This is a genomic window from Mesorhizobium sp. CCNWLY176 (genome assembly GCF_037153935.1).
Lineage (GTDB): Bacteria > Pseudomonadota > Alphaproteobacteria > Rhizobiales > Rhizobiaceae > Mesorhizobium_M > Mesorhizobium_M zhangyense.
Genome location: NZ_JBBBDZ010000002.1, coordinates 48331 through 62903, shown reverse-complemented (window position 1 = coordinate 62903; position 14573 = coordinate 48331). Strand labels below are relative to the sequence as shown.

The 14573-nt window shown below is 61.4% G+C and carries 11 protein-coding genes; 6 read left to right on the top strand and 5 right to left on the bottom strand.

Features of this window, described 5'->3' with window-relative positions; translation table 11 throughout:
• The first annotated feature begins 27 nt into the window (after positions 1-27).
• The 3 genes from WBQ96_RS03170 (at position 28) to WBQ96_RS03160 (ending at position 3787) form a co-directional block, all read left to right on the top strand.
• Positions 28-1992 carry an LTA synthase family protein gene (locus WBQ96_RS03170; RefSeq protein ID WP_336547348.1) on the top strand — a complete coding sequence of 655 codons (1965 nt, stop codon included), beginning with the start codon at positions 28-30 and terminating at the stop codon, positions 1990-1992.
• 155 nt (positions 1993-2147) lie between these two features.
• Positions 2148-2522 carry a YciI family protein gene (locus WBQ96_RS03165; protein ID WP_165119841.1) on the top strand — a complete coding sequence of 125 codons (375 nt, stop codon included), beginning with the start codon at positions 2148-2150 and terminating at the stop codon, positions 2520-2522.
• Positions 2519-3787, top strand: a complete 1269-nt coding sequence (locus tag WBQ96_RS03160; RefSeq protein ID WP_336547345.1) for an RNA polymerase sigma factor — start codon at positions 2519-2521, stop codon at positions 3785-3787. Before WBQ96_RS03165 ends, WBQ96_RS03160 begins: the two co-directional genes overlap by 4 nt.
• A 30-nt stretch (positions 3788-3817) precedes the next feature.
• Here WBQ96_RS03160 and tagH read toward each other — a convergent pair whose 3' ends face one another.
• Positions 3818-5026 carry a type VI secretion system-associated FHA domain protein TagH gene (gene tagH, locus WBQ96_RS03155; protein WP_336547343.1) on the bottom strand — a complete coding sequence of 403 codons (1209 nt, stop codon included), beginning with the start codon at positions 5024-5026 and terminating at the stop codon, positions 3818-3820.
• Between the two features lie 247 nt (positions 5027-5273).
• On the opposite strand from tagH, the gene WBQ96_RS03150 reads away from it, so the two are divergent.
• A complete protein-coding gene (locus tag WBQ96_RS03150) occupies positions 5274-5798 on the top strand; it encodes an OmpA family protein (protein ID WP_165119843.1) in 525 nt (174 codons plus the stop codon).
• A 95-nt stretch (positions 5799-5893) separates the two neighbouring features.
• Here the strand turns inward: WBQ96_RS03150 and WBQ96_RS03145 are convergent, their stop codons facing one another.
• Positions 5894-8389, bottom strand: a complete 2496-nt coding sequence (locus tag WBQ96_RS03145) for a peptidoglycan DD-metalloendopeptidase family protein (RefSeq protein ID WP_336547340.1) — start codon at positions 8387-8389, stop codon at positions 5894-5896.
• A 166-nt stretch (positions 8390-8555) separates the two neighbouring features.
• The gene (locus WBQ96_RS03140; RefSeq protein WP_336547338.1) at positions 8556-9014 is read right to left on the bottom strand and encodes a DUF1036 domain-containing protein; all 459 of its coding nucleotides are present in this window, start codon (positions 9012-9014) and stop codon (positions 8556-8558) included.
• Positions 9015-9195: 181 nt separating this feature from the next.
• Between WBQ96_RS03140 and WBQ96_RS03135 the strand changes: the two genes are divergently transcribed.
• Positions 9196-11340 carry a caspase family protein gene (locus WBQ96_RS03135; protein ID WP_336547336.1) on the top strand — a complete coding sequence of 715 codons (2145 nt, stop codon included), beginning with the start codon at positions 9196-9198 and terminating at the stop codon, positions 11338-11340.
• Positions 11341-11400: 60 nt separating this feature from the next.
• Positions 11401-11961, top strand: coding sequence for a hypothetical protein (locus WBQ96_RS03130; protein WP_336547334.1), 561 nt, complete (start codon positions 11401-11403; stop codon positions 11959-11961).
• Here the strand turns inward: WBQ96_RS03130 and WBQ96_RS03125 are convergent.
• Positions 11894-14158 (bottom strand): glycosyltransferase, encoded by a 2265-nt coding sequence (locus WBQ96_RS03125; RefSeq protein ID WP_336547332.1) that lies wholly within the window; start codon positions 14156-14158, stop codon positions 11894-11896. The genes WBQ96_RS03130 and WBQ96_RS03125 overlap by 68 nt on opposite strands.
• A 45-nt stretch (positions 14159-14203) precedes the next feature.
• Complete coding sequence (locus WBQ96_RS03120; RefSeq protein ID WP_336547330.1) at positions 14204-14536, bottom strand: hypothetical protein; 333 nt, start codon at positions 14534-14536, stop codon at positions 14204-14206.
• Between the last annotated feature and the right edge of the window lie 37 nt (positions 14537-14573).

The following is a 14573-nucleotide window of genomic DNA, read 5'->3' as shown; positions in this document are numbered from 1 at the left end:
TGATCGTTTCGCAAAGGCGTGCCTGCCGTGGCCATCACCTCCGTAACCACTTCCCATCCCAATCGTACCCTGTCTGACCTCTGGAACACGCTGCCGATGCTCTATGGCATCTCGGCTTTCGCGATCTTTCTCGCGACAAGGCTGGCTTTGACCGTCTTCACCGGCTTTGACAATGTGCCGGTGTCGTCCTGGCCTTACATCTTCCTGCGCGGCCTGTGGTTCGATCTGGCGACGCTAGGTTTTATCCTCATACCATTCCTGTTTGCCGCAGCCGTTACGCCGGAGAAATGGCGGCATACCCGGTTTCACACCTATCTCGGGCGCTTCGTTGCATGGCTGCTGATAGCCGTGCTTCTGTTCACCGCGATCGGTGAGTTCTTCTTCTGGCTGGAGTTCTCCAACCGCTTCAACTTCATCGCGCTCGATTATCTTATCTACACGCAGGAGGTGATCGGCAATATCGAGCAATCCTATCCGATCAAGACGCTGGTGGCCGCAATCGGTCTGCTAGCCGCCGGCGCTGTCTGGCTGATGCGTGGCTGGTTTCTAGAAATTGAAGCGAGCACTTACAGCAAAACAACCCGCATTGTCCTCGTTGCTCTTCTCGTCCTTTGGCCGCTTGCCGCCTACACCTTCGTCGATCTCGACCAGATGTATGTCTCGGCCAACAACTACGCCAACGAACTGTCCGGCAACGGGCTTTTCAGCCTGGTCGCAGCGTTTCGCCGCAATGAGCTCGATTACGACCGCTTCTATGCGACGATCCCGGATGGTCAGGCGAAGACGATCCTCAGGGATCTCGGCGTGAAGAAATCAGGCCCGGCGTCGGAAGCGGCTGTTGCCAACGATGCCTCGGGACCCATGCCCGACTTCCTGCTGCGGCGTCCGAAGAACATCGTCATGATCACCGTCGAGAGCCTTTCGGGCGAGTTTGTCGGCGCGCTTGGCGACAAGCGCGGCTGGACGCCCAATCTGGACCGCATTGCCGGTCAGGGGCTGCTTTTCGACCGCATGTTCGCCACCGGCACGCGCACCGTGCGCGGCCTTGAAGCGACGACGCTCGGCACGCCGCCAGTGCCGGGGCAGGCGATCGTGCGCCGTCCCAACAATGAGCATCTGACGACGGTCGGCGGCATTCTCGCGCATGACGGCTATGCCTCCACCTTCGCCTATGGCGGCTACAGCTATTTCGACAACATGGCCGCCTATTACTCGGGCAACGACTATGCCGTCTTCGACCGCACCGAATTTCCTGCCGAGACCATCCCGGCCGCGAACGTCTGGGGCGTTGCCGACGAAGCGCTGTTCTCCAATGTCGATGCGATGCTGTCGAAGCCCGAATCGGCAAACAAGCCGTTCTTCGTGCAGATCATGACGACCACCAACCATCGTCCCTATACCTATCCGGACGGGCGCATCGATGTGCCGTCGCCGGGCGGGCATGAAGGCGGCGTCAAATACACCGATTACGCCATCGGCCGCTTCATCGACGAGGCGTCGAAGAAGCCGTGGTTCAAGGACACGATGTTCGTCATCATCGCCGACCATTGCGCTTCCGTGGCTGGCAAGGTCGAGCTTCCGGTCGAGAGCTATCATATCCCGATGATCTTCTACGGCCCCGGAATCGTGAAGCCCGGTCATTTCACCGACAATATCAGCCAACTCGACGTGCCGCCGACCCTGCTCGATGTGCTCGGCAAGCCGGGAGAATCCTACTTCTACGGCCGCTCGGCGCGTGAGTTGAAAGCCGATCCGCAGGGCGTGTTCATCAGCAACTATCAATCGCTGGGCTACTACAAGAACAACAAGCTGACGGTGCTCAAGCCGGGCAAGGTGGTGGAGAGCTTTACGGTCGATCCGATCACTTTCGACACGACGCCGGGGCCGGTCGACGCGACGCTGGCGAAAGAAGCCATCGCCTATTATCAAACGGCTTCACGCGCCTTCAAGACGGGCGAACTGACGGCGCCGTGGTACGCCAAGACCAACTGACGCGCGCCACCGACATTGCCTGAAACCAAGGCCGGAAGACGCATTCTTCCGGCCTTTTTGCATTCTGGGGCAACTCTTTGAAAATCGCAGACATTTATTGATTGCCCGCTGTCGGCTATTGGTTTGCCCATTCGTCTTTAGGGAAGGAGACCCCAATGCAATATGCCATCCTGTGCTACAATTCCGAAGATGTCGTCGGTTCCTGGACCAAGGAAGAGGACGACAAGGTGATGGCCGATCTTGCCGTCGTGCAGGAAAAGCTCGCCAAAGCCGGCAAGCTCGGCCCGGTCGCGCGCCTGATGCCGACCACTGCCGCAACGACCCTGCGCAAGACCCGCGACGAACCCTTCGTCATCGACGGTCCTTTTGCCGAGACCAAGGAACAGTTCCTCGGTTTTTATGTCGTCGATTGCGCCTCGCTCGACGAGGCCGTCGAGGTGGCACGCGAACTGGCCGTCGCCAATCCCGGCACGGGTTCCTATGAAATTCGTCCCATTTCCATTTTCAGGCCCGGACCGGCACCCACATGACCGACCCCCACTGGATAGAAGCGGCATTGACGGCGGCCCGCCCGCAGGCGGTGGGTGCATTGCTGCGCTATTTTCGCGACCTCGATACCGCCGAAGAGGCTTTTCAGGAAGCCTGCCTGCGCGCCCTGAAGACCTGGCCGAAGAACGGCCCGCCGCGCGATCCCGCCGCCTGGCTGATCTTCGTCGGGCGCAACACCGGCATCGACGCCGCGCGGCGCAGGGCAAAGCAGCAGCCGCTGCCGCCGGAGGAACTGGTATCGGATCTGGAAGACGCCGAGACCAGCATGGCCGAACGGCTGGACGGGGCGGATTACCGCGACGATATCCTGCGGCTGCTGTTCATCTGCTGCCATCCCGACCTGCCTGCAGCTCAGCAGATTGCGCTCGCACTGCGCATCGTTTCGGGTCTTTCGGTCACGCAGATCGCCAAGGCCTTTCTGGTCGGCGAAAGCGCCATGGAACAGCGCATCACCCGCGCCAAGGGCCGCATCCAGGGCGCCGACGTGCCATTCGAGACGCCCGGCGCGGTGGAGCGCTCCGAGCGGCTGGCGGCCGTCGCGGCGATGGTCTACCTGATCTTCAACGAAGGTTATTCCGCCGGCCCCGGCGAGGCACATGCACGCGCACCGCTCTGCGATGAGGCGATCCGGCTGGCGCGGCTCTTGCTGCGGCTGTTCCAGACCGAGCCCGAGATCATGGGGCTGACGGCACTGCTTCTCCTGCAGCATGCACGCACGGCCGCCCGTTTCGATGAAAACGGCGAGATCGTTCTGCTCGAAGATCAGGACCGAAACCTCTGGAATCGCAAGATGATCGACGAGGGGCTGGCCCTGATCGACAAGGCAATGCGGCACCGTCGTGTCGGGCCATATCTGGTGCAGGCTGCGATTGCAGCACTCCATGCCCGCGCTGCGCGACCGGAAGATACCGACTGGGCCGAGATCGACCTGCTCTATGCCACGCTGGAACGCTTGCAGCCATCGCCGGTGGTCACGCTCAACCGCGCTGTTGCCGTTTCGAAAGTAAAGGGTCCCGCCGCTGCACTCGAGATGATCGAGCCGCTGGAAGAGCGGCTATCCGGTTATTTCCATTTTCATGGCCTGAAAGGCGGCCTGCTGATGCAGCTTGGCCGCAACGAAGAAGCCCGCGTCGCCTTCGACTGTGCGATCGCCCGGGCCAACACCGCCGCTGAAGCGGCCCATATCAGGATGCATATCGATCGCCTGATGAAGGACGCCAGCCCGCGCTCCGGCAAGCGGGCCTGAGCCTCATCAAATCGCAAGAACGCTGATGCGCTATTTCGGCTTTGACGCCTTCGCATAGGCGTCGGCGAAATAGGTCAGGAACACATCCAGCATGCCGTTTTCATGCGGCTTTTCCTTGGCTTCCCAGGTCGCAACGAAGGTGTCCCAGGCGCGGCTCTTCCTGGAGGCGAAGGCGGACGCTGGCACCTTCTTCTCGATAGCCTCGGGCGACAAATCCTCGAGCAACCGCGACAGTGCCGTCTGCATCGCGGCAAAGGTCGCGAATTCGTGGGTCTTGAGGTCGCGAAACGCTTCGTCGATGCTGTGCTTGGCGTCGAGATAGCCGGCCCGGCGCCGGGTGAACATGATTTCCAGCACTTCCTCGGGGCGCGGCACGAATTTCAGCGGGTTGTTGTCGACCGCGCCGATCATCGTACGACTGTTGCTCCGGGCGAGCACCTTGGCGGATGCGCGTGCCTTCAACAGCAAAGCGAGTTCCTCCACCGCCGTGCGCAGCACGAGCCCGATCTCTGCGGCGACATCGGAGGGGTCGCGCTGCATGAAAATATCCGGCGAGACGCCGGCCCCGACCGCTATCGCCCGCAACAGCGCCTCCGCGTCGCCAGACTGCGCCGCACCCATCGGAGCGGGGGCCGGTGAGGGCCGTGGCGTAGCCTGCGGCTGAAACGGCTGCGCTACCGGTTGCGCTGGAGCCGCAGCAGGCGCGTTTTCAAACGGAAACGAAAAGTCATCCAGCGGACGCACCGGCACGGCACCAAGGGGATCGAACGATGCGGGCTGGACAGGCCGTGGGCTCAGCGGAGCGTCGGTTCCCCAGACATTCTCCGGTCCCCAAGGCGCTTGCGACTGTTGAACACCGGCATCAGCGGATATTGCCACGGAAACGAGATAATGGCCGATCTGAAGCCGATCGCCATCGTTCAACTGATAAGGGCTTTTGACGCGCTGGGTCGCCCCGTTGACGAAGGTTCCGTTGCGCGAGAGATCATGCAGCCAATAGCTGCCACTCTCATGCCGGACCTCGCAGTGCCGGCCGGAAATGAACATGTTCGGATCGGGCAGCACCCAGTCGCAATTTTCCCGCCCGATCTCGAAGCTGCGATCCTGCGACCGGAATCGGGTGGGTCCGCCGGTCGGCAGTTCGGTCAGGTTCTCGATCGTCAGGTTGATCGTCATCAGGAAAAGTCCGTCGCGAGTGGCCAGCGGCTTGGGGCGCGCGATCCCGATAGCTAACGTCACAGTCTAACCGCCGCGACAGATGGATGGCAATCGCGGCGGCCCGGTGTCTATCGCCCTGGTGGGTCCCATACGGGGGAAGGCGTCACGGATTTTTGGGCGACAAAGGGGGGAGGCAAACCCGTTTTATACATCTTATGGTGGAATATAATCAGGCTATATTTATATAACAAATGCTCTATGCAAAGTTGACAGTCATATTGCGCAATTTTATTCTTGCGAAGATTTCCTTCCAGGAAGGAGAATTCCGATGAATGGAAAGTATTTAGCCGCCGTCTTGTTCGGCGCGGTATCGCTTGCTGCTCCGCCTGCTTTCGCGGACTCGCAGGTAAAGGCCAACGAGATCATTGATTTCTTCGCGAAATCCGCCAATCAGGGCGCAACGCGAGGCATCTGCATCGGCACGACCGCCGAATGCGAGCAGAGCAAGCCCAAGCCTGCCGGCTTCGACATGCTCATCAATTTCGAGCTAAACTCGACGCAGTTCACCACCCAGGCCCAGCAAAACCTGAAGGAATTCGCCAAGGCGCTTTCCGACAGTCGCTTGTCCACGGCGCACTTCGTCGTCGAGGGCCATACGGACGCTCGCGGAACCGACGAGTATAATTTCGGCCTGTCGGAGCGACGCGCCCAGGCAGTGACGGCCTTTCTCCTACAGAACGGAATTGCCGGAGACCGGGTAACCGCGGTCGGCATGGGCAAGACCAAGCCGCGCACGGCCGATCCGATGGACGCGATCAACCGGCGTGTGGAACTGAGGCTGCAGGTTCAGTAGCGTTCATCTATTGACGTTGAAGAAGGGGGTGCGTTCGCGCATCCCCTGTTTCGTTTGTGGTTCGTCGATTCTTCACGGCTACCGTCGAGGCCCGCTCACAAGGTCGTTTCGATCGTCTCGACCACTTTCTGCATCGCCTCGCGATAGCGCACGAATTCCGGCGACGTCCTGACGACAGTCTGGGCGACCGTCGGGCCGTCGGTCGTCGCGCGGACGGCCCTGCCGGTCATCTTCTTTTCGGCCCAGGCAACGACATAAGCCGCGTTCTTGCCGGTCAGGAACGGGTTAGCGCTGATGACCTGGCTGCCGAGAATGGCGGCCAGCGAGGCATCTCCCGATGCTGCCAGCACGATATGGGCGCCTTCCGGCCCGAGGAAATGCGCCAGATAGAGCCGGCCCGCGGTGATGCCGTGGCCATGCGAGCGCAGCCGCGCCTCGTTTTCCCGGGCCAGATGCTCGACCATTTCTCGCGAGATGGTCGGGTCGAAGCGCAGCGCAAGCAGCGCCGACGTTGACATCGACTGGAACAGGTCGGGGCGGTAGGTCCGCATCATGCGGATCCATGTCGAGTTGATGAACTGGCCGAGGCCGGTCGCCGAGGATCGCGAATTTTTCGCCCGCGCGTTGCCGGCACTTTCGACATGGATGATGCGGTTCACCAGTATCTCGACCGCCGCACCATCCGGGTCGGTGGAGGGTGTGGCCTGCGCGACTGCCGTCTCCAGCGGATTTATGGGAACGCCGTTCATATAGAGTTCGAAGTGGAGGTGAGGGCCGGTGGAAAGGCCGGTCGTGCCGACAAAGCCGATGGTGTCGCCGGCCTTGACCGCCAGCCCCGGCTGCACCCCATCCTGAAAGCGGCTCAGATGCGCATAGGCGGTCGTCTTCCCGTTGCCATGCGCGATGCGGATGACATTGCCATAGCCCTTACCGTCGCCCGCATACTCGATCGTGCCGTCGAAGGCTGCCATCACCGGCGTCCCGATCGGCGCTTTCCAGTCGACGCCCTTGTGCAACAGGACGCGGCCAAGGATAGGATGCCGGCGCGGCCCGAAGGTCGAGGTCAGGACGCCGTTGACCGGGTTGACCATGCCATTGGTGGTGGTGACGCTGTGGGTGGCGTCCTTCTCGGTCATGCAGGAAAAATCGGCACCCGGCACCGGCTGGTAGACGAAGCATTCCAGGTTGCGGTCCGGCCCGCGAATGGCCGCATAGAGCACGCGGCCGGTATTGCGGCCCGTGTCGCGGCCGGATTTCGCGAAGATGATGACCAGCCTGTCGTCCTTCGTCGTCATCGCCTGCAGGTCGAAGGAGCGCGACATCAGCATGATTGCTTCGCCGGTCACGCCGCTCGGCACCTGGTTGCGCGTCGCCGTGCTGTAGACCGCGTCGAGCAGGCGGTAGCTGAGATTCTGGGCTTCCGGCGTGACGGTCTGCGAATAGCTGGACAGGTCTTCGTCTATCCAGGGGTCGGCACCGGCGACGAATTGGCCATCATCGCCCAGCGCAAGGGTCCCGATGTATTTTTCCGGCGCATTCACCGAGATCTGGGCGAGGCTGTATCTCGATTGACGCGCGTCGGGCCGAAAGCCGCGCAAGCCGACGATGTAGCGATCACCGAGCATATCCACCCCGATGATCGTCTTGGCGGCCTCGGCTGCCTTCTTGGCGTCGTCGGCGCTGAAGCCATATTCGGCGATGATGCTTTCCAGTGAGCGCTCGCCCTTGATCGACACGGTGAAGTCTTCCGTCGTGCGGAAACGGTCGGCCTCGCGATTGACGAGGCCAACGGTCGTGGTGTCCTCGATCGCGGTCGGCTTGATGGCCGGAAGCGCTTCCTTCGGTTGCCCCGCCGTCTCGCTCCAGCCGGCATCGGCATCGGCCCCGTCTTCGCCGATCATGCCGCCCGGCTCCGGCGCGGGGGCGGCCTGCATATCTTCAGCCGGAACTTCTTCGTCCGTGGCTATCGAGCCGTCTTCTTCGAGGTCATCCTGACCTGCGACAGGCACCAGCACCTCGTCGGATGCTTCATCGCCGCTGGCGGCGTCCGGTGTTGTTCCGGCATCGTCGTTCATGGTTTCGTCCGCGGGGGCAGTGTTTGTCTGGTCCGGCAGTGCCGAAAGATCGATCGGCGGCTGGTTGCGTCCGCTCTGCGATTGGAAGAAGGCAAAATCCTCGGGGCTGGACGGCAGCGCCATGATGCGCTGGCTGGAGGAAAGCATGGTGTCTGACAGAACCTGCACCGTCTCGGGGATTTGCGGCTGATTGAGGTCCGGCGGTACGGGAAGTTCATGCAGCTTCTGCGATGCGCCGCCCGTCGAGCCAAGCCTGATGATCAGCGGGTCGCCGGCCAGATCGACGATCGCATTGACGAAAACGGGCCGGCTCGGTTTCTCAGGAGTCGCCGCCTGCGGCTTGGCCGCCACTGTTTCAGGTGCCTGCGGCGGCCAGTAGCCGGAAAGGAAATAGGTGCCCGCGGCCAGGACGACGCAGCCGGCCGCGACGAACGAAAACCTGCGGCGCAACGCGCGCTTCCGTTCCTCTTCCTGCTGCTTCCGCTTCTTGCGGAAGCTGTCGTCCAACTGGTGCATCGGAAATGGGCCTGGATGCCGCTGACGAAGAATACGCCACAAGTGGTGACGACAAAACAGTCGCCAGAAAAGCTTAGTGACCTTGCTAGATTACGATGAATGGAGGTGTCGTGATGAGATAAACATCACAGACGCCGAATTTATCGTGCGTTGTTTGTACCTGGACTCAGTTCGCCTCAGGGTCTTTCAGGAAAAAAGTCCAACGCGACATTTCCTTGGTGTCCACCAGCCTGAAGCGGACGGACTGGTAGCCGCGCTGCCAGCAGGAGTCGGTGCCCTGAATGGAAAAGCGCCTGGTGCCGATGCACATCTCGTGGCCTTCGTAGTCGCCAGTCAGGATCGGCTGGCCAAAGACGTCGGTGGCATAGACATAGACATAGCGGCCGGTGAGTTCCTCCTTGATGACGTCGACGCAGCGATTGGCGCCGATGGTCCACCATCCTTCGGTGCCGAAGGTGCCGCCGGTTTGCTTGGCCACCGAAACATTGATCGCGTCGATCGTCTGGTTGCAGACGGCGAACTGGGCGTGGGCGACGCCGGTAAATCCGAAGCAGACGAGGAAAGCCGGCAGGACGCCACATGTCCAAAACGCATTGGCCAACAGGGCGGAAGCGGAGTTCCTCATGGGTTCGACATCGCCAACCTTCGAAGTGCAGTTGATACAGGCTATTTTGTGAGCCGTCGATTACTACGGATTGGGTACTGGCGAGGGCGTTGGAAGCCCGCTTTTACAATAGAATCCCACGCGCTTTTGCGCTATCCAAAAGAACTGGATTGAATCCGCGAACAATTGGACTCCTGGAAACATGACACGGGAAGGTTCCTTGTTTCGACGGGCGAAAATTTGCTTCGCCATACTTGTCATATTTCTCGTGCAGATTTTTGCGAGCACGGCTCAGGCTGAGCGCCGCGCGGCTATCGTGGTCGGCAACGGAGAATACAAGTTCGCGCCCCTGACCAATCCGAAGAATGACGCCAAGCTGATCGCTTCCACGCTGACCGAACTCGGTTTCGACGTCCTGCTTTTCTACGATGTGAATAAAGCGGCGGGGAAGGATTTGCAGGACGCGATACGCAAGCACCTCGTCGGGGCCGACATGGCGGTGCTCTACTATGCGGGGCATGCCGTGCAGTACAAGGGCCAGAACCTGCTTCTGCCGGTCGATGTGCGCACCGGCTCAGTCAAGCAGGTCGTTGACGACGCCATCGCGCTCAATACGCTCATAGACATCGTCAAGGACGATCCGGTCGGCATAAAGCTGATCATCCTGGACGCCTGCCGCACCAACCCGGTCACGACTGAAGAGGGGTTGCAGCAGGGTCTGGCGAACACCGAATCCGGCACCGGGCAGGTGCTCATTGCCTTTGCCACCAGCGCCGGCGAAGTCGCCTATGACGGCACCGGCGTCAACAGCCCGTATTCCTCCGCACTGGCCAATGCGTTCCAGCAGACGAACCTCGACATCTACGACACGTTCCGCACGGTGCGGGGCGACGTGCGCATGGCGACCGGCGGATCGCAGATCCCCTGGATCACCGGTTCGATCGAAACGAAGTTTATTTTCCGCTCGGGCGATGCAAGTGCGTCCAAGGAACCGGCAGCACCGCAAGCGGGGGGCGAACTGACCGTCGACGAGGTGCTATGGGCCTTCATTCGCGAAAGTCCGGATCCGGAAGATTTCGTCCGCTTCGCCAGCGTGTTTCCCAACAGCAAATATGCGCCGGAAGCCGAGAGTCGCAGCAGCGTCAAGGTTGCCGAACTCAACCAGCGCGGCCTCTACATAAACGGTGCGCTGGCTTCCACGGCGATTTCCGCCCCGCCGCCGTCGGATGTGAGCACCGAGGCAGCCGGCGAGGAATTCGTCTTCCAGCAAGCCGGCGAACGCGCGGTAAGCGAGACGTTCCGCGTCTGGCCGCGCAAGCTGCCCGACACCGCGCATGGCATGAAGGCGATGGTGTCGGACTGCGATCTCTACGCCGCCGATCCCAACGATCCGCAGCGCGCGGTCCCTGGCGTAACCAACGGCATGGTCAATGTCCGCGACGGCTTGCGGGCCTGCGCCTTCGCGCTCGCTGCCGACCTCCTCAATCCGCGCCTGCAGTTCCAGCTCGGCCGCGTGCTCGAGATCGCAGGCCGTTATGACTGGGCCGAGCATTTCTACGCTCTGGCCGGTCGCCAGCAATACAGCGCAGCACTCGTCAATCTTGGCTATTTGGCCCGCGTCGGCCTCGGCCGCGATGTCGATTACGATCGTGCTCTCGATTTTTACATGCAGGCGGCGGCACTCGGAAATCTGCGGGCCCGCACCAATGTCGGCTCGGCCTATATCAAGGGGCAGGGCGTGCCGAAAAACCCCGAGGAAGGCATCCTCTGGTACAGGCTTGCCGCGTCGAGCGGCTGGACCAACGCCATCACCGCATTGGGCGATTCCTACAACCGAGGCGTCGGCGTTGGAAAAGACCCGGTCGAGGCGGCAAAGCTCTATGCCGCGGCGTCCGATGCAGGACAGATCGACGCCATGGCCAATCTCGGCCGCGCCTATGTCGGCGGCGCAGGCGTCGACAAGGATGTGCGGCGCGGCCTCGATCTGATGCTGCGCGCGACCGACATGGGCAACCAATATGCGCCATATTTCGCAGCGCGCGTCTTCCTCAAGGGCGAGGATGGCGTGCCGGCCGATTCCATTCGCGCGCTGAGTTTGCTGGAACTCTCGGCGCGGCGCGGCTTCGAGGATGCCTATCTCGATCTTGCCAAAGGCTACCGGGATGGAAGCCTATCCGGCGGAAAACCCGACCTGCACCTTGCCTATTTCAACGCAGCACTGGCGGGGCGCTTCAAGGCCGACAATGCCGAGGAGATCAAGAACGCGATAGGTGATCGCCTGAAGGCGGACGCACGCAAGAAGATCGATGCGGATGTTGAGTTGTTCATCCAGCAAAACGGAAAGTAGTGGCGCGTTTCGCCGGAATGAAAAGTTTCGTTGTCATCGCAGTTGGTTAGGGTCTTTTCCTTGCGCCGTTGGTTCGATCATATCCGCACGACTTTCCCTTGGCTCAGCCACGGCGATGCCGCTTTGCCAGCGGATTTGCCCGCGTCTGACGGCCAGGAAGGAATTCGATATGTGCTGGTCGATGGTGAGAAGGAGGCCAGGCCTCGCATCCTGATATCGTTGCTTGGAGATACGCCGCCCAACATCGCGGAAATACTCGACGCAGTTGCCGCCGCCTGTCGCGAGGCGCAGGAATTTCCGGTGATCGTGATGTCGGAGCTGCGCCCGGACCTCATAGCCGTCACGGCTGCCCCGATCGAATTCATGCCTTCGCGCCGGCACCTTCGGCTGCTGCGGGATGACGAGTATCAGCGCTATGTGCGGCGGCGTTGGGCGCTCATCATGGCCAAGTGGAATTTTGCCAGCGAGATCGAGCTCTCCCTGACCTTCGACGAATTCCTGGCAACGCAAATGGCCGCGCCGGCGCAAGACATCGCCGAGACGAATGCTTCATCTAGACCCGAGCAAGTGCTGCATGAAGCGGCGCATCGGCTCGAACCGAAAACACAAGCTGCTCGATAAGACGGGCCGCCTCGTGGGCGCCGTTGACGAAGTCGAGGCGGGCAGAGCGGCGGCGCAATTCTTCACGAAAATCCTCCGACAGCGCGATATCGATCGTCTGTGACACGCGGCCGAGTTCGGACGCCCGCAGGCGCAGCCCGACATGGGTGGAGTGGGCATAGGTCGCGCGCAGATGCTGGTCGTCCATCTCCGGCGCTTCGTTCGGAACGAAGATTGCCGGGATGCCGCCGAAGACGCATTCGTGAAAGCTGTTGTAGCTCGCATTCGTGATCATCAGATCGACCGCGCTCAAACAGTCCGAGAGCGGATAGAGGCTGCGGCGGACGACGCCCGGCGTTTCCTCACCGGAGGGAGGGGCGAGGGGATGGTTGATCCGCACGACCTGAATGTCCCGGCGGATCAGGTCCTTGATGATCAGGTCCGGCAAATCCTCGAAATCGAAATTGCGCTGCGAACCAAGCTGAATGGCGACGGTGAAGCGCTTGGGGTCGACGCCAAGCCGTGCCGCTGCGTCAGTGCGGCAAAGGCCGGAGCCGGGATCGTTGAGAAGGATCGGAGAGACGGCCGCGACCTGGCCGGGCATGTCCGTGGTCGGGCCCCGGTCTTCGTCATGCGCATATTCACCCGGCTCGATGATCATGTCGAAGCAGGATTGAAGCTCGTCCGACAGCGCCTGGCCGCGAACCCACAAGGCGCGCCGCACCCATACCCAGGAAAGATCGGGCCGCGCCGACGCGACGTTGACGAGACCGGGAAATGGATAGGTGCCGTCGAAGACGACCGCCGCAATGTCCATGCTTTCGATCGCGGCAAGCAGTTCCTGCGCGTAGGCGATGTTCCAGCTTTCGTCGGTGACGCCCACTTTCACCGCCCAGGGTATGTAGTCGACGGCGTGGCCGCGCATGGCGATCAGCGCCGATCCGGCCGATCGGGTGAAGAAGATGGGCTCGATGTCCGGCGACATGCGCTCGGCAATCGCCATCAGTCGGGTGATGTGCCCAAGGCCGATGCCGTTCGTTGCGACGAACAGGACACGTTTTTTCGATGCATGGCGGAGGGGGCTGGCCGGCTGCTCGGTCACGGAGGCGCTTGCGGCCGTCTGGCGCCTGAGCTTGGCTATCCGGGCAGCGTTCAGCGCAGGCAGGCTTGGCAGTTCGAGATCATCATAGAGTTCGGCCATGCGTGCCGGATAGGTCTCTATCGAAAATCTCTCGGTGGCCAGTTTTCGAGCCAGTGCCGATTGTTCTGCGTAGGATGCCGGCGATGATATCAGCCGGTCTATTTCCGTGCCGACATCCCTGACGTCGGCATATACAGCGCCTTCTCCGAACAGATCCTCATGGCAGGGGTCGATAATCGTCACCAGTCCGCTTGCCATGGCTTCGGCGATGCCGAGCCCGAATGCCTCGACCCAGCGGTGGCTGTGAAAATAAACATAGAAATCAAGCCGGCTAAGGAATTCGCCAACGCCGTCATCCGCATAGGGAAGGATGTTCCAGTTGGCTCCGATCCAGGGCTTGATCACTTCGGGAATACCGCCCAGCACTTCGACCGACAGATGCTTCGCATCAGGATAGGCAGCCAGAAGATCGTCCTGCGTGTCCGGCCATTTGAGCGGATCGGCGCGGGAGTGACGGCCCAGCACTGCGCTGCGTTCGGGTGGCGGTCTCCGGCGATCCGGCCAGTCCGCCATGTCGATCATGTTCCACAGGTCGTGACGCAGCAGCCGGGGCTTTTCTCCAACCAGTTTCTCGAACTGGCGGCGAATCTTGGGCCCGACCGGCGCAAATGATACAGGCGCGCCGAACAGCCGCTCGAGATTGCGCTGCACGATCGCTGTCTCATACTGAGGCGCCCATGCACCGTCGAAGGGCGGGTGATGGGCAACGCAGACGACATGGCGCGGGCGAATGTTCACCGAAGCGGCAGGCATGTGCTCGAAGACCTGCGGATGATGGGCAAAAAGAACGTCGCAGGTGACGATTTCCTCGCCCATCAGCCAGGGCACGCCCAGATCGTCGATCAGCTTTGCCGTGCGCCTTTCGAAGCCGCCGATGAGAGGGCCGCGCCTGCCGACAAACGGAATGAAGGCGCAACTCAGTCCGAACCGATCCGCGGCTTTCAGTTCCGCGCGCAAGGCGGAGGAGGTTCCACCGGGGAACCTGGGGTCGGCGGCATGTACGATATCAAAATGCATGAACCGGACTTGCCAGCATTGTTGTCAGCGTCTTGAAGGCGCGGTTCAAGGGTATGCCGCCCTGCGGGGCGCTGGGGATTTCGGGCGCGGCGCCTTGGGTATGTTCCGCATTGTCACCGGCTTCGCAACGACCGCTCTGCTCATCTTGGCTTTCGCCATGGGCACATAGCAGCTGCGTGGATGGTTCTTGACGAAGCCGCGATAGGCTGCGGGCGTGTTCTGCTTCAGGGCCGCATGCCAGGCGAGTTTTTCCATGAGGTTGGCGGGCACCGGATGGCAGGTGTCGACCCTGGAAACCGGAGGGGGTGCCGCCATGCGCTGAAACGGCACGCACGCCGCAAGCAACACCGATCCAAGAACAGAAAAGCGCTTGAGCATGTGCCTACGCCCCCTCTTCAATTAAAAGACAAGTAGA